Origin of the sequence: Campylobacter sp. RM16192, assembly GCF_004803855.2 — a bacterium.
Classification (GTDB): Bacteria; Campylobacterota; Campylobacteria; order Campylobacterales; family Campylobacteraceae; genus Campylobacter_A.
This window is the reverse complement of record NZ_CP012552.1, coordinates 1054624-1073156: the sequence shown is the minus strand read 5'-3', so window position 1 is coordinate 1073156 and position 18533 is coordinate 1054624. Positions and strand designations below refer to the sequence as shown.

Below are 18533 nucleotides of genomic sequence, written 5' to 3'. Positions count from 1 at the left end.
ATCTATAATTTTTTTAAAATAGCCAAAATTTAAGACATTTGCGTATAAAACATGATTTTAACTATCGCACAGTTTTATTGCAAATTTGATCGCCTCTATATAGCTTGAGGTGTCAGCAATGCCTTTATATGCGATATCAAATGCGGTTCCATGATCAACGCTTGTTCTAATTATTGGTAAATTTAGGCTTACGTTTATGCTTTTATCAAAGTAAAGCGCTTTAAGCGGTGCTAGTCCTTGGTCGTGATAGATAGCTACTAGTCTGTTTAAATTTTTAAGAGAGCTTGGATTAAAGGCTGCATCTGGAACAAGAGGGCCTATAAAAATATCTTTTTTAAAATATATGTTAGCTTTTTCTATGGCTATTTTTATTTCATTTTCTTCTTTACCGCCAAGTACTCCGTTATCGCTTGCATGAGGGTTGAAGCCTAAAACTCCTATTTTTTCAAATTTTGTGCATTTTTGAAGTGATATGAGAAATTTATAAAATTTTTTTGATTTTATCTCTTTTGACACCTTACTAAGGGCCATGTGATCAGTAAAAAGTGCCACAAAAAGTTCGTCGCATCCAAGCATCATTATCGCATCTTTTTTAAATTTATGCTTTAGATAATCTGTGTGGCCTACAAAAGGCACTTTGGCTTTACTCCAAGCTTCTTTGTTAATTGGTAGAGTTGTTATCGCGTCTACCTTGCCTTTTTTGGCTAGTTTTATGGCATTTTTAAAAGAGTCAAACGAAAATTTACCACTGTTTTTGCTAATTTTGCCGGGCTTTATATCAAAACACTTTCCGCATTCATAAAAGTTCATATCACTTGGAATGCTAAGATTTAGCTTTTTAGCAACAAGGCTTAACAAGTCTTTGTTTATGCAGTAGATTGCCGTTACAAATTTAGAAATTTCTTCATGAGCTTTTAGCACAATTTCTGGTCCTATGCCATTAATATCACCTAAGCTAATTGCTATTTTACGCACTCTATCATCTCTTTTATGGCTTGTTTAAGTCCTACAAAAACACTTCTGGCAATTATACTTTGTCCGATATTTAGCTCTTTAATTTCTGGAATAGATGCTATATCTTTTACGTTTTGATAATTCAATCCATGTCCGGCAGCTACCTTAAGGCCAAGATAATCTCCAAATTTAGCGGATTCTTTTAGCTTATCAAGCTCTAAATTTATAAGTTCTTTTAGCTCATTTCTGCTTTTTTGTAACTCTTTAATTGAGTAGTTTGTATTGGCTAGATTCGAGTTTAACATCAGATAAGTATTTGCATATGCTCCAGTATGAAGCTCTATCCAATCGGCTTTTAGCTCGTGTGCCAGCTGGACACTCTCCTCGGTTGGATCTATAAAAAGAGATACTTCTATCTCGTTTTCTTGAAGCTTTTTTATAGCTTCTTTTAATTTTGGTATTTCTAAATTTAATCCACCTTCGGTAGTTAGCTCTTCGCGCTTTTCCGGCACCAACGTAGCTCTTGAAGGTTTTAATTTTAAAACTAAATTTATTATCTCAGGGTCAACAGAACACTCTAAATTTACAGGAATTTTTGAGTGAGTAATAATATTTTTTACATCTGTTTCATTTATATGACGACGATCTTCTCTAAGATGAATAGTTATCTGATTGGCGCCTGCTAAATAGGCTTCAAAACTAGCCAGCAGAACGTCAGGATCGTTTACTTTACGTGCCTCTCTTAAAACAGCTATATGATCAATATTTACACCAAGAAGCATTTTTTGTCCTTTTTAAGACGATTATATTAAATTTTGCTTTAAATTTACAATTGTTATAATCTAAAATCAAATTTTAAAGGATAATACCATGACTATTAGAGAGCGAATTTTAGAAGATATTAAGACTGCTATGAAAGAAAAAGACAACTTCAAGCGTGATACATTAAGACTTATAAACTCTGCAATAAAACAGGTTGAGGTTGATGAGAGAGTTGAAATGAGCGATGAAAAAGTACTTGCAATACTTCAAACTCAGATTAAACGTAGAATTGACTCTGTCGAGCAGTATAAAAAAGGCGGCCGGGATGATTTGGTGCAAAATGAAGAAAACGAGATAAAGATTATCTGCGAATACATGCCAAAACAGCTAAGCGAGGATGAGCTAAGAGCCGAGATAGAAGCGATAATATATGAGCTCGGAAGCGGGGCTAATATAGGCACGGTAATGAAAATAGCAAAGGAAAAAATCGGCGCTAGAAGCGATGGCAAAAGTATAAGCGATTGTGCTAAAAAACTTCTTTCTTAAATCTATAAATTTACAAAAGAGATCTTTAAAATCTCTTTTGTAGTTAAATTATTTTTTATCGTTTGATATACTCTCTTCAACCATAGCATCAATGATCTTAAATGTATTGCTGCTAAGCTCTTTTAATTTTGTAAATCTATCTACAAATTTTGAAATATCTTTCATGGAGTAGCCATTTTCGGACTCTTGTAGATTTTTGTAAATCAAACTACTCATCTCTTCTGCCGGAAGCTTGATTTTATCATAACTTTTTGAGCCGCTAAAGTAGTTTTTGCAATCATTTTCATACCAGCTTCTCATATTATCAGATTGCCTTTGCATATCCTCGTCATTTCCTCTTTCGTTAATGACGTTATTGTATGCGGTTTGTTGATAGGTTACCTGAGTTATTTTCCCGATAATTCCTACTGTTTTATTTTCTACATATTTTGAAATTTTAGCGGTTTTTGTAGCCCCTTGGCTGAATACATTAATAGCCTCTCTAAAATTTGCAACGCTTACATTTGCAACTTGGGCTATCTGTGTTATTTTATTTGAATTATCGTTTAGCTCATTTGTCTGTTGTTGAAGTGTTTGGATGTTTATTCCTATTTCACTTGTTGCTTTTTGTGTATTTTCAGCCAGTTTTCTTACTTCATCGGCAACCACTGCAAATCCACGCCCATGCTCTCCGGCACGTGCCGCTTCTATAGCCGCATTTAAAGCTAGTAGGTTTGTTTGCTCTGCTATATCTTTAATTAGATTTACAACTGATGAAATTTCATCAGTTCTGTTTGTTAGGTTTCTTATAGCTTCGCTTGAGTCAGTTATAAGATTTTCTAAATCACTCATATTAGAACTAAGCTCGTTTACTGCTACTATGCTTTCATTAGCTCTATTTGATGTCTCCTGAGCCATTGTGGCTATCTCTGTTAAATTTTTAATGCTTTGATCAAGATCGTTTTGCACATCAACAATGCCACTATTTCCATTGCCAAGTTCACTAAATTTCTCTGACAGAACTCCTCTTGTTTTACCTTTTTGTCCTGCTTTGATGCCTTCAACGCCTTCACTCATAGACTCTGCATTGCTTTTAAACAGTCCTCTAAAGCCCTCTACGAATATATTTCTGTATACTATTCCGTTTTCTGCTGATTTTACGCATGTGCCCATCTCTCTTTGCAAAGCTTCTATTTGATCTAGAAGGTCATTGATTCCAAGTGCAATTTGTCCTATAGGTTCATTTGGATCTATGTCTAAAATTCTAGGTTCTAAAATACCGTTTCTAGCTTGTGAGATAACGCTTAAAATTTCATTATAATTTACTTTTTTACCAAAAAACATAATTTTTCCTTTTATAGTCTTTGTAGATTATTCATTAGCTCATCATAGCTTGTATTTTTTTCTTGTAAAATTTGTGCTAATAATTTTGCCGAAGCATCTATTCCACCGCTTTTTTCTGCATCCAAAAGCCTTTGATATAAAGGTATTATTATTTCAAGTGCTTTAGGATTTGGCTTTCTGCGTACAGAGTAATATCCTATGATGTTGCCTTTTTCATCGATTGATGCTGTAACATTTGCAAAAACCCAATAATAAGATCCGTCAAAGCTTTTGTTTTTGACATATGCAAAAATTTCTTGTTTATTTTTAATGTATTCCCATAAAAATTTAAAAATAATTCTTGGCATATCAGGGTGTCTTACTATATTGTGCGGTTTGCCTATAAGTTCTGAGCTTTTAGCGCCAACAATATCTGCAAAAGGCATATTGCAATATGTTATTTTTCCTTTTGTGTCTGTTTTTGAGACCAAAAAAGCATCACTGCTTACTTGACGCTCCTTTGAACTATTTGATGTATAACTCATTTTTCCTTCTTTTTAGTTTAATTTTTTACGGCATTAGCCAGATCCCACATAGGCATGAATATACCAAGTGCTAAAAATACTACCATAATAGCAATAAAACCAATTAAAATAGGCTCTATGTATGCAGAAATATTATCAACAATATCGTTAAATTTTACCTTGTAATAATCTGTTACTTTTTCCATCATTCCATCAATATTTCCGCTTTGTTCTCCTGCGCTTATCATCTGTATAAGCATGTTTTCATACAGCTTGGTATCTCTAAAGGCTTCTGTGAGGGTGATTCCTCTTTCAACTGCTATTTTTACCGTAGAGACTTTTTTGTTTATCTCTTGATTTTCAACTGTCATACTTGCTGTATCTAGAGCATCTGCTATAGGAATTCCTGATCTTACAAGCTCTGTAAATATCATATTAAATCTATTCATAGTTGAAAAAAAGATGATTTTTCCTATAAGATAAACTTTGAGCATATATTTATCGGCACCTGATCTAAAATCATCATTTTTTCTGTACATATATCTTATGGAGTAAAAGGTGGCTATAAAACCAACTAAAATATACAAACCATAATTGCTTAATGCGCTTTCAATTCCTAGTAGTATTCTTGTTGGAAGTGGTAAATTTGCGCCTAGTTGTTCAAATATCTCTTTAAATTTTGGAACAACATATACCATGATTATTAAAAAAGCTATAGCTATAGCGCATATTACTATAATAGGATATCTTATTGCTTTTTTAAATTTTTGTTGATTATCCCAAACTTCTTGTAGTATTTCAGCTAACTTTGTAAGAGACTCTGCCATATTTCCTGTGTTTTCTCCAAGTCTAATCATGGCTACAACTATATCTCCAAGTTCTGATCTAAATTTTGAAACGGAGTCAGTAAGGCTTTGTCCTTGATTTAAATCTTCATTTAGAGTTGCAAATATAAATTTTATTTTTCTGTCTTCGGTTGCATTCGCTACTTCTTTTATACTATCATGGATTGAAATTCCGGCATTAGTCATAACTCCCAACTGTCTTATCGCTGCCACTAAAATTGGTATTTTTATTTTGGTGCTTTGAAATAAATCTTGGGCTTTAGAAATCATATCTTTAAATTGTTCTTCAAGAGGGACGGTTTTTTTCTCTCCAATTTTCACTATTGCACCGGCACTTTTTAGTTTTGCAAAGTTTTTGGCTTCATTTTGATTGTTTGCTTTAAGCACTATCTTTTGGCGACGACCTTTTGACATATATTCGACTTCAAAATATTTCATATTTTAGCAACCCTTAAAATTTCATCTATTGTAGTTATTCCTCTTGCGGCCCTTATAATACCATCTTTAAACATATCTATAAACCCTTCTTCGTAGGCTATTTTTTTTATTTCCTCTTTTGTGATTCCATTTGCTATCATGCTTGCTATGGTGTCACTGATAGGCAAAATTTCACTTATCATTTCGCGCCCCATATATCCTGTTTGAGAGCATTTATCACATCCTATATGTTTGTAGAATTGATAATCTTGTGGTAAGTAACTTTCAAATTGCTCTTGCATTTTTAAAGGAAGTGTGGTTTTTTGTTTGCAGTAAGGACATAGCTTTCTAACAAGTCTTTGGGCTTCTATAGCTACTAGTGAACCACTAATTAAGTATGGCTCTATGCCCATGTCAACAATTCTTGTAACCGCACTTATTGCGTCATTAGTGTGTAGTGTAGAAAAAACTAAGTGACCTGTAAGGGCTGCTTGTATAGCTATACGAAGAGTTTCTTGATCTCTAATCTCTCCTATCATTATAACATCAGGGTCTTGACGAAGAATAGATCTAAGCGCCGAAGCAAAGTTGAGACCAACTTTTTCATTTACATGAACTTGTTGTATCATATTTAATTGGTATTCTACAGGGTCTTCTACTGTTATTATTTTAGTTTCAACACTTTTTATATCATTTAGTGCTGCATATAGCGTAGTTGTTTTTCCTGATCCTGTAGGACCAGTAACCAGTATAATTCCATAGGGGGCTTTCATCGCTTTATTAAATTTGGTAAAGCTTTCCGGATGCATTCCTAAATTTTCAAGACTAATAAGGACTTTTGACTTATCAAGAATACGTAAAACTATACTTTCACCATTCAGAATAGGCAGAGTGGAGATACGAAAATCATACTCTTTGCCAGCAATCTGAGCAGAAAAACGTCCATCTTGAGGTTTTCTTCTTTCTGCTATATCCATATTTGAAAGTAGCTTCATGCGAGAGACCATTGGTGGAAATATATCTTTGTCAAAAACAAATGTCTCTGTAAGTATGCCATCAATTCTGCTTCTAACTATGCAGTTGTTTTCTGTAGGTTCTATGTGTATGTCGCTTGCTCTGCCTAAAATAGATGTTTTTAAAATAATTTCAATAAGTTTTAATATGCCAGAGCTCTCTTCATTGCCAGAAATTGCTGTATTGGAAAGCTCTTTTCTGATGTCTGAAATTATTCCTTTAACACTTTCGCTAAGTTCTATTTTGCTTAAATGTTTGTCTATTTGAGAATGATTTGAAATTACTACCTTTAGAAGTTTTCTATTGAATATATTTTGTATCTTGTCTTGAGCTTCAATATCGAATGGATTTTTAAAAGCAACATAAACTCTTATCTCATCTTCTTTAACTGGAAGCGCTTGGTATTTTTTAAGTTGAGGCAATGATATTTTTTCAGACAATCTATAGTCTATGTCTATTGTATCAAGGTCTATATAATCTAGATTAAATTTTTTTGCAGTAAATTTTAAAAAATCTGTTAAATCTATAGTAAATTTTTCTATTATATCGGATAGTTTTATTCTTTGAGTTCTATAAAGTTCTGCAAGAATATTTATAATATTTTGTTCTGATATATCACTGCATACTTCTTTGATAGCTTGTTCAAATTTTATTTTTTCATGCAATAAAGTTTCTATATTTTGTTTTTGTTCCTCAGAAATTATATTGTTTTTAAAGGCAGTATATAAAAATAACTCGTAAACAAAATCTGCCACTTAACTCTCCTTTTTTGTATAGCTATATAATCTATATATTTAGTAAAATACTATAAATGCTATATAATTTTTATTATTGTTATAAAATTTATATAGCATTATTTTCTATATGGCTCAATAATTCTTCAATTGTTTTAGAATTTACTCTCTCGTTATAAATTCTTAAAATTCTAATAGCCTCATCTTTTTTTCCTAATTGATTTTTTGATTTTGCAAAAAATACCCAACTTCTTTCATCGTCGCTGTTCAATTCATTGGCTATGATAGACCATTTTTCACTATTCTTATAATCTCTTTTATCATAATATAATTTAGCTAATATTATAGCAAAGTTATAGCTATGTGATTTTTCAAATCTTCTTTCTAATTCATCTATTGAGATTTTAAAGTTAGAGGATTGTATTTCAAATTTTAATAATTTTCTTTTATCTTGTGTGTTTGTAGAATTGTTATTTTTAAAATCTGCATTGTTTAATTTTATATTCATAATTTTTCCATCAGGAGTTTTTATTATAATTTGTTTTTTTTTATTATGCATATTTTTAAATAGTTCATTTTGATTAATATTGATTTCATGCGACTTAATACTTGCTTGGTGATTTTTTTCTGTAAAATTTTCTGAACCTAAAGCTACAGATATTAATAATATAGCAAGTAAATATTTTGTATTATTTTTGCCATATTTTGCTTGCGTTATATAGCTTCTTTTAAAATCTATTATATTGTTTAATATCAACACTTGCAATTCCTATTTTTTAGAAAAATATATACATAATAACTTACTGTATACATAATATTCTTTGATATATTTTAATACAGCTACTTTTGTTTTAAGTTAAATTTTATATAAAATAATTATTTTTATACTATTATAAATTTTAGCCTAAAAGTATTTCTTTGTCAATATATTTTTTGGTTACATAAATATAAAGTTATGTGTAAATAAATTATTTTTTTTAAATTTGACAAATATTATTGAGTAAATGTATTGAATTCATGTTATAGATTCTATCAGCTATATACGGGAAATTTTCTATAATAAAATATTTTTTAATTTTTATTATTTAACTTTTTAAAAATAAATTTCCCGTATTTAATAAATCTGATATTATTCGTATGTAGATCTTGAAAATCCTAAATCTTTTAGTGTCTGCTTGATAGGGGTATGTGACGATATGTCAATTATCCTAGGTGTTATGATAAATACAAGCTCTGTTGTTCTAAGCTGATCTTTTGTGCTTTTAAACGCATTTCCAACAATTGGAATATCGCCTAAGAAAGGTACTTTCGTATTTTCTTTTCCTTTAGTTTGAGCTATTAAGCCACCAAGAACTATAGTATCTCCACTATTTACTTGTACTACTGTTGAAAGTTTCTTTTGAATAGTATCAGGTGCTATTTCTCTTATTGCTGTGGATTGTCTTGTATCGTCTTCGTTATACTTGAAACTACTTAATGAAGGATTAATTCTTAGCATTATTTTGTTATCATCAGAAACTTCAGGAAGTAAATTTAACAGAATTCCAATAAATACAGAGTACTGTTTGTATGTTACAGTTGTTTTGCCATTTAATGTATTATTGTTTGTGCTCTCTTCTTGAACTCTATAGTTTATATTGTCTCCAACAGATATAAGTGCTTGTTGATTATTTAGTGTTGCTATTTTTGGATTTGATACTATTTTTGTTTTTCCATTTACTTCAAGAAAGTTTATTACTCCATCTAGATTAAAAGTAAAACCTGTTGATATATTTAATTTTTGAGAAAGACCTCCTAAATTTCCTTGATCAATATTTCTATTTGACCAATGGATAGTATTGGCGGTTGTTGTGCCGTATGTATATTTTTTTATAGTGATAGGATTGCCTTCGGAATTTTTTTCTATAGTTTCTTCTAGTCCAACAGGTATAAATCTATCAAAAAGACCTGTCTTGAATCCTATGTTGAATTTGCTCCAGTCTACACCTTTTGTATATCCATTGGATAGATCAACAGATATTATAGATACATCTATTACTACTTGTTTTTTTAATCTTTTTTGCAAATCTTTTATATATTCTGATACTCTATTTATTTGAGCAACAGTTCCAGTGATTGTAATTAACCCAGCGTTGGCATTTATAATAGGATCTGGAGCTATAATATTTTCTGTTGTATTGTTTAATATGGCTTTTATTTCAGAGTCTAGATTCTCCCAGAAATTAAATTTTTCAACACTCCTAATTACATTATCTAATTTGCCTCCTCCTTTTGTAATGTCCGAAGTGTCATCATCGTCATTTTTTTCGCTGCCTACTTCAATTGGTGCAGAATCTACAGAGGCTTTAGTGATAGCCGCACCTTCTCTGATAGATGTTATATAGTCTATTTTAAATGTTTTTGTTTGCAAAGCTGATATTCTTAATATTTTTTTATCAAATGTATGGTGTAGATTTTTTTCATATAATAAAATATTAAAAATTTCACTAATAGTCATGTCTTTTATATTGATACCAGATATTTCTTCTTTGATAGCTTTGCTGGCAAACTCGTCTTTTGTAATGACGCTAAAATTACACATATCTGAAAGTTGAGTTAAGACCTCATGTATTGATACTTGTTCATTTATTTTTAAATTAAAAACTCTCGTATTACAATCATCTTGCGCATAAGTAATATGTGTGCAAAAAAGAATTATTGTTATAACTTTATTTAATTTCGATATCAACATTATTTTTTCCTTTTGTAATATTTAATTCTAAGCTATTTTCTTTATTTGTAAGTATAATACTCGATGTTTTTATTTTTTTTAGTGTGTAATCTCCTATGATTTCACCTATATTAACCCACTTATTATTAATTTTTGCCTTATTATTAAATATGGCATTTAAGTCTAAAACTTCATTGCTTAATGTATTATTATCATCATCTATTTTGACTTTTAATTGTGTTTGTCTTGAAAAAGTATCTTGTATTTTGTTTATGTTATTTTTATCTAAACCTTTTCTTGGAGTATTGATAGATTGAAACATTGTATCGTACTCTTCAATTCCTGCATCTTCAAACTCATTTTTTTTGTCAAATATTTCTTTTGGTTGGTCTTTTTCTATATTTTGATGGTCTTTTAGTGTACTATCCGCAAAAGCCATATTGCAATATATACAAATGACTAGCATTGTTATTTTATAAATTCTCATTAATATTTCATCCCCCATACATATATGCCAATAGTTCCAATAAGATTTTTTGTAGATGAACTAATGTGAATATTGTTAACGTCAACTACTAAATCAGATTCTTCTATTGAATTTATATACCCTATAATATCTTTAAAATTGCCTTCTATATCTATTTTTATATTTAATACTTGCTCTATTTTTTTGGGAGTAGGATTTTTAAACTCATTTGAAATTTTGGTTATTTTAATGTTGTTTTTATTTGCTAAAAATGCAAGATTGTCTAAAAATCTAGCCCAATTTTGCTCATTAAAAAGAAGATATGATAGTTCATATAGTTTATTGTCAAAATATTTATTTTTAAATTGTGCTATATTGAGCTCTTTATTTAAAGAGTTTAAAAGTTTTTGTTGTTCTTTAATTTTAAAATTTATATCCCCATTAACTGTAACAGAAGCTAAATAATTATTTGTATCATTTAACTTTCTTGATATTTCATCATTTTGATTAAGCACTGATTCATAGTATTGTTGTGCTTGATTCCAGGTTAAAAAATATGTTAAAAAAATGGTTATAGCGAGCGACATAAGAAATATTATTGATACTTCGGTGTCTTTTTTGCCATCAAAATAATTGTCTATTTTTGCTAAAGTACTATTTTTTTTCATTATCTTATCTCTACTGTGACGTTACTTTCATACGTTGGATTTTGTTTATTTTGATTAAAAACAATTTCTTTCGTTGTTATAGAGTATCTTATATGATTGCTTACACTCTCAATAAATTCTGTTAATTGTTTTTCGCTTTTACCAATAACCATAATAGTCATATTTTTATCTGTGTTAAAAATATGACTCATCTTTATATCTTTTTCACCTATAAGCTTACTAAGTTCATATAACACTACACTTTTCATTGGATAATTTTCTTTTTTTTCATAAATTTCGACTAATAGATTTTTTCTAAAATCTATTTTTTCGTTTTCTTCATCAAAAACTTTTTTAGTGCTTTGATATTCGTTTGCAAGTCTTGCTAATGTAGATTCTATCCTTGTTTTTTCTGCTTGAGCTATATTATATTCATCTGTTAATATGTTGGTATTTTGTTCTGTAATAAACCCATATATGTACTGATAAGATGGATATAAAAATGCTAATAAAAATCCAGCAACCATATATAGCATTAGTTTTCCACTATTTCTTTTAAATAATGGAGGAGGTCTTAAAAACAAAGAGAAGTTAAAATTGTTATCGCTTGTGTCTTTATAATCTTGTGCAAATATAGCCATAAGCGTATGAAAGCTATTTACATTAACTTCTTTTATATTTATAGACACTTTTAAACCAAATGTGGTTACGGGTATTCCTATTTTAGTTTCTAAAGAGTTATAAAATTGACTAATATCCATATCGCTTAGAATGAATAGATTTTGAATTTTTATATCATAAACTCTATTAATACTATTTAAAACATCGCTTATATAATAAGCAATTTCATCAAATATTTGAATTAAAAATTGCTCATCTCTCACATCATTTGTTCCCTTTAGGATTTTTTCAAATTTAAGTTCATCAACTCTATTTTCACGAAGTGCAGAAAATTTATCATTAATTGTTTTTATGGAATATCTTAATGCCCTAGATTGTAGATAATCCCCATTTTTATATATAGCTATAAATGAATCATCCTCTTGCATAACAAGAAAAGCATCTATATTTTCTATTGGTATTAGATTTCTATTATATATAGATGTAAAAATTAATGGTGCAGCTACGACATAATCTATATAGGATATTTTTTTTACTATATGCGAGAATGTTTTGTATATTATCTCATTTTCTACTATAAAAAGATTAAAAATCCTATTTTTGGAACCTATTTGTTCAATCTCTTTGTAGCTTATTTTATATTCTTTGGATGTGTCTAAGTCAAACTCTTCATATGCCTTTATTGTAATAAGATCTGGAATATCTTCGTCGTCTACTCCTTCTAATATTTCTATTGATCCTATCATTAAATCTTTATATTTTATATATGATATAAAAAAACTATTTTTGTTGATTTTGTTTATATTGCATTCTGAAAATTCATTGTTTAAAAAGAAATATGATGCTTGGGTGTGTGGATCTATAGATACTATGCCACTTCCAATTTTATTTTTATCTTTTATTTTTTTTAGCATACCGCAATCACTTTAAAATATAAAATAATACTTGTTATTCTAATAGAAAAAAAATAAAAAATCAATAGTTATTTATTTTATTTATTATTTTTTCACTTTTATGCCAATCTTTTTTCACGATTACTATAAGTTTTAAAAATATTTTTTTATTGGTAAACTTTGATATAGTTTTTCTAGAGCTGATTCCTATTCTTTTTAAAGTCTCTCCATTTTTGCCTATTATAATTGACTTATGCCCATCTCTGTCGGTTATTATTGTAGAAAATATATTTATAATTTCATCTTTTTCTTGGACTCTGTCTATAATTACATCAGTAGAGTAGGGAAGTTCATCGTTTAAGTTCTCATAAATAGACTCTAATATAAATTCTTTATATATCTCTTTTTCGTTTGTAGGTGTTAGAAATTGAGGGTCATAAAAATATTCATGTTCCGGTAGAAGCTTACAAATTTCATCTAATAGTGGCTTTTTGTAAGTTTGCTTTTTAACACTAAATGGAACTAGGGCTACAAATTTATCCTGAAATTTTTGATAATACGTTATCTTTTCTAGGGTGTTACCATTTGAAACCTCGTCAACTTTAGTAAGAACTAGGATATGCGGTTTTTTAGGATTTAGATTTAAAAATTTTTCGTACTCATCAGTGTTATCATGAATTGACGCTAAAAATATTATAGCATCGCAATCGCCCATAGATTTTATAGTCTCGTTTATCATTAGTTTGTTTAGAGTTTTGTTGCTTTCATGAAGGCCTGGGGTGTCGGTAAAGATAATCTGATCTTTTTCATGCATTACTATTCCGCTAATTTTTCGTCTGGTAGCATTTAGCTTATGAGAAACAATTGCTATTTTAGCGTCAAGTAAGAAATTTAAGAGCGAGCTTTTGCCCGCGTTTGTTCTACCTATTATACTAACAAAGCCTGATTTCATAATATATATCTTGCCAAATCTTGGTCTTGCACTATATTGCCAAGTCTTTCTTCTACTAGCTCTTTTGTTATCTCTATAGTTTTACCACTATTCTCATTAGCTTCAAAACTAATATCTTCTATCACTCTTTCGACCACGGTATGAAGTCTTCTGGCCCCTATGTCTTCCATTTTCTCATTTGCGCTTTGTGCTATTTTAGCTATAGCTCTTATTGCCTCATCGGTAAATTTAAGCTCTACATTTTCAGTTTTTAAAAGTGCCTCATATTGTTTTAATAGAGAATTTTTTGGCTGAGTTAAAATTTGATACAATGCATCCTCGTCAAGACTGTTTAACTCCACTCTTAAAGGAAAGCGTCCTTGAAGCTCAGGAATAAGATCGCTTGGTTTGCTTATATGAAATGCACCAGCGGCAATAAATAGTATATGATCTGTTTTTATCGTGCCAAATTTAGTAGTTACGCTAGAGCCTTCCACTATAGGTAGCAGGTCTCTTTGAACTCCTTCTTTGCTAGGATCTTGCCTGCCAGAATTTCCATAGCTTACAGCGACTTTATCAATTTCATCTATGAATATTATCCCTTCATTTTCAGCTCTTCTTAATGCCTCAGTCTTAATGCTTTCCATATCTAAAATTTTCTCGCTAGCCTCATTTTTTAGAGCTTCTTTGGCGTCTTTTACCTTCATTTCTTTTTTTATAGTCTTATTTGTAAGTCCTATTATTTTTATGAAGCTCTCTTGCATCTGCGCCATATCTGGTGGCATATTAGCGCCCGCATCAAATCCGCTTTGAGTTATCTCTATCTCTATGCTCAGGTCGTCTAAGTCCCCATTTGCAAGCTTTATCGCCATTTTTTCATAGCTTTTTTCGTAGTCTGCTTTTTTCTCTTCGCTTGCTGCTGTTGGAAGTGGCGGAAGTAGTTTTTTTATAATCTTATCTTTTATGTATTCATTTATTTTGTCGCTATTTTTTTCTCTAAATTCCGATTTGACTAAGTTTACAGCAGACATGGCAAGATCTCTTATCATAGACTCTACATCGCGCCCCACAAAGCCAACTTCTGTATATTTACTAGCTTCTACTTTAATAAAAGGAAGCCCCATCATCTTAGAGAGTCTTCTTGCTATTTCAGTTTTTCCTACACCGGTTGATCCTATCATAAGTATATTTTTTGGCATTATGTCATCTTGCATAGACTTTTCTAATTTCATTCTGCGATATCTGTTTCTTAGTGCAATTGCAATGATCTTTTTTGCGTCTTTTTGCCCTATAACATAATCATCTAAAAATTTCACTATCTCTTTTGGGGTTAAATTCATTCTTCTCTCTTTAAAATTTTAAAATTATTCTAAAATGTATGTTTTGATATTTGTATTTGTGTAGATACAAAGTTCTCCTGCTATTTTAAGACTCTCTTTTACTAGAGTCTCTTCATCTACATCGCTAAATTTATCAAGTGCGCGAGCTGCCGAAAGCGCGAAATTTCCACCACTTCCTATGGCGGCTATTTTGCCATCTTCTGGTTCTACTACATCTCCATTTCCGCTTAAAAGAAAAATTTTGTCTCGATCAAGCACTAACATCATGGCTTCTAATTTTCTTAAATACTTATCTTTGCGCCACTCTTTGCTAAATTCAATCACGGCTTTTAGCAAATCACCTTTTGTATGCTCTAGATTATTTTCAAACATATCAAACAGATTAAAAGCATCGGCAGTGCTTCCGGCAAAGCCAGCTAGAACTTTGCCGTTATAAATTTTACGAATTTTTACTGCATTGCCTTTTAATACAGTATTGCCAAAGCTAACTTGACCGTCTCCGCCGATAACAGATCTATTTTTGCCCTTGTATGCCAGAATAGTAGTAGCGTGAAACACTTATTCGCCCTCTACTTGAATTTTGAGTTTTGCGTGTATTCCATGTCCTAGCTTTACATCAACATCATAAATTCCGGTAGCTTTGAGATGCCCATCTGTGTCTATATTTTTTTTATCTACGATTAAATGGTGATTTGTTTCAAGCACATGTGCAATTTCATCTTTTGTAACCGCTCCAAATAAAGAACCGTTTGCCCCAAGTTGTTTTTTTATAAGAACAGTTACTTTTTCAAGTTGCTCTTTTAGGATGGCTAAATTTGAAAGCTCATATTTTAGCTCATCAGCTTTTCTTTTTTGTTCTGCTTCATACTGCCTTAAAACTTCAGGAGTAGCAGCTTTTGCTAAACCTTTTCCTATTAAGAAGTTATTTCCATATCCTTCTTTTACCTCTTTTATTTCTCCTGCTTTTCCTAGAGATTTTACATCTTTTATTAATAATACTTTCAAATTGTTTCCTTTATTTAAATTTTCTTCCAGCTTTTTTGCCTATTATGAAGCGAAGTGCATTTAGTTTTATAAATCCGTTTGCATCTTTTTGATCAAATACAGTGTCTTCTTCAAATGTGCAGAATGCTTCATTAAATAGATTGTCTGTTTTGCTATCTCTTCCTAATACTATTACATTTCCTTTGTATAGCTCTACTTTGACAGTGCCATTTACGTTTTCTTGACTCTTGTCTATTAATGCTTGAAGCATTAAGCGCTCAGGAGACCACCAGTAGCCGTTATAGATGAGCTCTGCATATCTTGGCATAATCTCGTCTTTGAGGTGAGCGGCTCCGCGGTCTAGTGTTATGCTTTCTATTGCGCGGTGCGCTTTTAGCATTATTGTACCGCCAGGAGTTTCGTAGCAGCCTCTACTCTTCATACCTACAGAGCGATTTTCTACTAAATCAAGCCTTCCTATACCGTGCTTTGCACCTAAGCGGTTTATCTCTGCTAAAAGTTCGGCTGGATTTAGTTTTTTGCCGTTTATGCTTACAGGATCGCCTTTTTCGTATCCTATTTCTATTATCTCACTTTCGTTTGGGGCATTTTTAGGGCTTACGCTCCATCTCCACATATCTTCTTCTGGAGCGTGGGCTGGATTTTCTAATATTAGACCCTCATAGCTTATATGAAGTAAATTTGCGTCCATTGAATATGGGCTTTTGCCAGGTTTTTTCTCTATTTTTATACCGTTTTTCTCAGCATATGCAAGTAGTTTTTCTCGGCTGTTTAGATCCCACTCTCTCCAAGGAGCAATTATAGTTAAGTTGTCACCAAGTGCGTAGTATCCAAGTTCAAAACGTACCTGATCATTTCCTTTTCCTGTAGCTCCGTGACTTACTCCATCAGCTCCTACACTATTGGCTATCTCTGCCTGACGTTTTGCTATTAATGGGCGAGCTATTGATGTTCCAAGCAGGTATTCTCCTTCATAAACAGCATTTGCTCTAAACATTGGAAATACAAAATCTCTTGCAAATTCCTCTTTTAGATCTTCTATAAAGATATTTTCAGGTTTGATTCCAAGTTCTAGCGCTTTAACTCTTGCCGGTTCAAGCTCTTCGCCTTGTCCTATGTCGGCAGTAAATGTAACAACCTCACACTGATATTCATCTTGAAGCCATTTTAAAATAATGCTTGTATCAAGACCACCAGAATAAGCCAGCACAACCTTTTTAATATCTTTTTTCATTATAAATCCTTTGAAAATTAGATTTGCAATTTTAGCTAAATTTAATTAATTTTTACTAAATATTAGATTCAAGCAAAGCTATAAATACATTGTTTAAATATATTTATTTTAGCTTGATTGAGTGCTAAATTTGCAATACCTTTATTAAATAATATGATAAATAAGTGTATTTGCTATTGTGTTTAAGAGATTTTTGGATAGAATTATTAACATGAGAGTAGATAAATTTTTAAACACAGTAAATATTACAAAACGCCGCGCGATTAGTGAGGATATGTGCAAGAGCGGTGTCGTCAGCATCAATAGCGTTGTTGCAAAACCTGCAAAAGAGGTAAAAATAGGCGACATAATAAGTATTAAATTTCTTACAAAAGAGGTCAGGTATCAAGTCTTGGCAATCCCTGTGACAAAAAGTATCCCAAAAACATCACAAAGCGAGTATGTAAAAGAGCTATGAAGAGAGAATTTATTCTAAATTTAAACGAGCTTGACGAGCTTACTAAAATTCTCCCACAAGAGGGAGTTATAATATTAAAAGGCGATCTGGCTAGCGGCAAAACTACTTTAGTAAAAGCCATCGCTAAGGCTCGTGGCATAGATTCCGATGTCACTTCTCCTACTTTTTCTGTCATGCAAGGATATGAAAATAACGTATTTCACTATGATATTTTTCAAAATGGATTTGAAGAAATTTTAAAAAATGGACTATTTGAGAATTTCTTTGAAGATGGGTTACACTTAGTAGAGTGGGGTGATGATGAGCTTGAAGAGATGCTTAAAAAATTTAATATTGCTTATGTTAAAATTTTAATTACACCTCATGAAAGAGGACGAAAATACGAGGTTTTAGGTGCATAAACTTGAGATAAAAGAGCTAAAAAAAACTATTAAAAAATCAAATATAATTAAAGGAATCTCCCTTGAGGTAAAAAGCGGAGAAGTTGTGGGTTTGCTTGGTCCAAACGGGGCTGGCAAGACGACAACTTTTTATATGATTTGCGGATTAATTACGCCAAGTAGCGGAAATATACTGCTTGATGATGTCGATATTACAAATGTTCCGCTTCATAAAAGAGCACAAATGGGTATAGGATATCTGCCTCAAGAATCTAGTATATTTAAGGATTTAAGTGTAGAGGAGAATTTGCTTCTTGGGGCTGAAATTTTATATAAAGATAATGAAGTCATAGAAAAAAAAGTAAATGATATGCTAAATCTACTAAATATTGAGCCGATTCGTCTAAGAAAGGGTGTGAGCCTAAGCGGAGGCGAGAGGAGGCGCTGTGAGATAGCAAGAAGTCTGATGATAACACCTAAATTTTTACTTCTTGATGAGCCTTTTGCTGGAGTTGATCCGATAGCTGTATTTGATATTCAAAATATAGTAAGAGATCTTAAAAATTTAGGCATAGGTGTATTAATAACCGATCATAACGTGCGTGAAACTTTGGCGATTTGCGATAGAGCGTATGTTATAAAAGACGGTTCTTTATTGGCTTTTGGAAATGCCAAAGAGGTGGCTAACGATAAACTCGTTAAAACTCATTACCTTGGCGAAGAATTCAGGCTTTTAGAATAAGTTTATGAT

The 18533-nt window shown here is 31.2% G+C and carries 20 protein-coding genes; 4 read left to right on the top strand and 16 right to left on the bottom strand.

Annotated features, from left to right (window positions below; genetic code table 11):
* Positions 1-57: 57 nt before the first annotated feature.
* On the bottom strand, positions 58-975 hold the full coding sequence (pdxA, locus tag CDOMC_RS05525; protein ID WP_172128630.1) for a 4-hydroxythreonine-4-phosphate dehydrogenase: 918 nt from the start codon (positions 973-975) through the stop codon (positions 58-60).
* A complete protein-coding gene (locus CDOMC_RS05520; RefSeq protein ID WP_172128628.1) occupies positions 963-1736 on the bottom strand; it encodes a pyridoxine 5'-phosphate synthase in 774 nt (257 codons plus the stop codon). The genes pdxA and CDOMC_RS05520 overlap by 13 nt, the downstream gene beginning before the upstream one ends.
* Positions 1737-1824: 88 nt before the next feature.
* Between CDOMC_RS05520 and CDOMC_RS05515 the strand changes: the two genes are divergently transcribed.
* Complete coding sequence (locus CDOMC_RS05515) at positions 1825-2262, top strand: GatB/YqeY domain-containing protein (RefSeq protein WP_172128626.1); 438 nt, start codon at positions 1825-1827, stop codon at positions 2260-2262.
* A 48-nt stretch (positions 2263-2310) separates the two neighbouring features.
* Here CDOMC_RS05515 and CDOMC_RS10170 read toward each other — a convergent pair whose 3' ends face one another.
* From CDOMC_RS10170 to CDOMC_RS05445, 14 genes are all read right to left on the bottom strand, one after another.
* Positions 2311-3585 carry a methyl-accepting chemotaxis protein gene (locus CDOMC_RS10170; protein ID WP_172128624.1) on the bottom strand — a complete coding sequence of 425 codons (1275 nt, stop codon included), beginning with the start codon at positions 3583-3585 and terminating at the stop codon, positions 2311-2313.
* A gap of 11 nt (positions 3586-3596) precedes the next feature.
* Positions 3597-4109, bottom strand: a complete 513-nt coding sequence (locus tag CDOMC_RS05505) for a PAS domain-containing protein (RefSeq protein ID WP_172128622.1) — start codon at positions 4107-4109, stop codon at positions 3597-3599.
* A gap of 17 nt (positions 4110-4126) precedes the next feature.
* Entirely contained in the window at positions 4127-5371 is a 1245-nt protein-coding gene (locus CDOMC_RS05500; protein WP_172128620.1) for a type II secretion system F family protein, read from the bottom strand.
* Complete coding sequence (locus tag CDOMC_RS05495) at positions 5368-7119, bottom strand: GspE/PulE family protein (RefSeq protein ID WP_172128618.1); 1752 nt, start codon at positions 7117-7119, stop codon at positions 5368-5370. The genes CDOMC_RS05500 and CDOMC_RS05495 overlap by 4 nt, the downstream gene beginning before the upstream one ends.
* An 88-nt stretch (positions 7120-7207) precedes the next feature.
* Positions 7208-7858, bottom strand: a complete 651-nt coding sequence (locus CDOMC_RS05490) for a hypothetical protein (protein WP_172128616.1) — start codon at positions 7856-7858, stop codon at positions 7208-7210.
* 369 nt (positions 7859-8227) lie between these two features.
* Positions 8228-9829 (bottom strand): pilus (MSHA type) biogenesis protein MshL, encoded by a 1602-nt coding sequence (gene mshL, locus CDOMC_RS05485; RefSeq protein ID WP_172128614.1) that lies wholly within the window; start codon positions 9827-9829, stop codon positions 8228-8230.
* Positions 9807-10313 (bottom strand): hypothetical protein, encoded by a 507-nt coding sequence (locus CDOMC_RS05480; protein ID WP_172128612.1) that lies wholly within the window; start codon positions 10311-10313, stop codon positions 9807-9809. Before CDOMC_RS05480 ends, mshL begins: the two co-directional genes overlap by 23 nt.
* Positions 10295-10942: a type 4a pilus biogenesis protein PilO gene (pilO, locus tag CDOMC_RS05475; RefSeq protein ID WP_172128610.1), complete on the bottom strand. Its 648-nt coding sequence runs from the start codon at positions 10940-10942 to the stop codon at positions 10295-10297. The genes CDOMC_RS05480 and pilO overlap by 19 nt, the downstream gene beginning before the upstream one ends.
* Positions 10942-12456 carry a hypothetical protein gene (locus CDOMC_RS05470; protein ID WP_172128608.1) on the bottom strand — a complete coding sequence of 505 codons (1515 nt, stop codon included), beginning with the start codon at positions 12454-12456 and terminating at the stop codon, positions 10942-10944. Before CDOMC_RS05470 ends, pilO begins: the two co-directional genes overlap by 1 nt.
* 61 nt (positions 12457-12517) lie before the next feature.
* Positions 12518-13387, bottom strand: coding sequence for a GTPase Era (gene era, locus CDOMC_RS05465; protein WP_172128606.1), 870 nt, complete (start codon positions 13385-13387; stop codon positions 12518-12520).
* Entirely contained in the window at positions 13384-14706 is a 1323-nt protein-coding gene (gene hslU, locus CDOMC_RS05460; protein WP_172128604.1) for an HslU--HslV peptidase ATPase subunit, read from the bottom strand. Before hslU ends, era begins: the two co-directional genes overlap by 4 nt.
* A 24-nt stretch (positions 14707-14730) precedes the next feature.
* Positions 14731-15264, bottom strand: a complete 534-nt coding sequence (gene hslV / locus CDOMC_RS05455) for an ATP-dependent protease subunit HslV (RefSeq protein ID WP_172128602.1) — start codon at positions 15262-15264, stop codon at positions 14731-14733.
* Positions 15265-15711, bottom strand: a complete 447-nt coding sequence (gene rplI, locus CDOMC_RS05450; protein ID WP_172128600.1) for a 50S ribosomal protein L9 — start codon at positions 15709-15711, stop codon at positions 15265-15267. It lies immediately after the preceding gene.
* Positions 15712-15721: 10 nt separating this feature from the next.
* The gene (locus CDOMC_RS05445; RefSeq protein WP_172128598.1) at positions 15722-16945 is read right to left on the bottom strand and encodes an argininosuccinate synthase; all 1224 of its coding nucleotides are present in this window, start codon (positions 16943-16945) and stop codon (positions 15722-15724) included.
* Between the two features lie 211 nt (positions 16946-17156).
* Between CDOMC_RS05445 and CDOMC_RS05440 the strand changes: the two genes are divergently transcribed.
* Genes CDOMC_RS05440 through lptB form a run of 3 tightly spaced genes read left to right on the top strand, consistent with a single transcriptional unit; the run spans position 17157 to position 18524 of the window.
* Positions 17157-17402: an RNA-binding S4 domain-containing protein gene (locus CDOMC_RS05440; RefSeq protein ID WP_172129656.1), complete on the top strand. Its 246-nt coding sequence runs from the start codon at positions 17157-17159 to the stop codon at positions 17400-17402.
* On the top strand, positions 17399-17803 hold the full coding sequence (gene tsaE, locus CDOMC_RS05435; protein ID WP_172128596.1) for a tRNA (adenosine(37)-N6)-threonylcarbamoyltransferase complex ATPase subunit type 1 TsaE: 405 nt from the start codon (positions 17399-17401) through the stop codon (positions 17801-17803). Before CDOMC_RS05440 ends, tsaE begins: the two co-directional genes overlap by 4 nt.
* Positions 17796-18524 (top strand): LPS export ABC transporter ATP-binding protein, encoded by a 729-nt coding sequence (lptB, locus tag CDOMC_RS05430; protein ID WP_172128594.1) that lies wholly within the window; start codon positions 17796-17798, stop codon positions 18522-18524. The genes tsaE and lptB overlap by 8 nt, the downstream gene beginning before the upstream one ends.
* Positions 18525-18533: the final 9 nt, after the last annotated feature.

What these genes read in the sequence shown, in the direction of transcription:
- CDOMC_RS05520 (WP_172128628.1), bottom strand. Translation starts at nt 1,736, where the DNA reads ATGCTTCTTGGTGTAAATATTGATCATATAGCTGTTTTAAGAGAGGCA.
- CDOMC_RS05515 (WP_172128626.1), top strand. Translation starts at nt 1,825, where the DNA reads ATGACTATTAGAGAGCGAATTTTAGAAGATATTAAGACTGCTATGAAA.
- CDOMC_RS10170 (WP_172128624.1), bottom strand. Translation starts at nt 3,585, where the DNA reads ATGTTTTTTGGTAAAAAAGTAAATTATAATGAAATTTTAAGCGTTATC.
- CDOMC_RS05505 (WP_172128622.1), bottom strand. Translation starts at nt 4,109, where the DNA reads ATGAGTTATACATCAAATAGTTCAAAGGAGCGTCAAGTAAGCAGTGAT.
- CDOMC_RS05500 (WP_172128620.1), bottom strand. Translation starts at nt 5,371, where the DNA reads ATGAAATATTTTGAAGTCGAATATATGTCAAAAGGTCGTCGCCAAAAG.
- mshL (WP_172128614.1), bottom strand. Translation starts at nt 9,829, where the DNA reads ATGTTGATATCGAAATTAAATAAAGTTATAACAATAATTCTTTTTTGC.
- CDOMC_RS05480 (WP_172128612.1), bottom strand. Translation starts at nt 10,313, where the DNA reads ATGGGGGATGAAATATTAATGAGAATTTATAAAATAACAATGCTAGTC.
- pilO (WP_172128610.1), bottom strand. Translation starts at nt 10,942, where the DNA reads ATGAAAAAAAATAGTACTTTAGCAAAAATAGACAATTATTTTGATGGC.
- CDOMC_RS05470 (WP_172128608.1), bottom strand. Translation starts at nt 12,456, where the DNA reads ATGCTAAAAAAAATAAAAGATAAAAATAAAATTGGAAGTGGCATAGTA.
- era (WP_172128606.1), bottom strand. Translation starts at nt 13,387, where the DNA reads ATGAAATCAGGCTTTGTTAGTATAATAGGTAGAACAAACGCGGGCAAA.
- hslU (WP_172128604.1), bottom strand. Translation starts at nt 14,706, where the DNA reads ATGAATTTAACCCCAAAAGAGATAGTGAAATTTTTAGATGATTATGTT.
- CDOMC_RS05445 (WP_172128598.1), bottom strand. Translation starts at nt 16,945, where the DNA reads ATGAAAAAAGATATTAAAAAGGTTGTGCTGGCTTATTCTGGTGGTCTT.
- CDOMC_RS05440 (WP_172129656.1), top strand. Translation starts at nt 17,157, where the DNA reads ATGAGAGTAGATAAATTTTTAAACACAGTAAATATTACAAAACGCCGC.
- tsaE (WP_172128596.1), top strand. Translation starts at nt 17,399, where the DNA reads ATGAAGAGAGAATTTATTCTAAATTTAAACGAGCTTGACGAGCTTACT.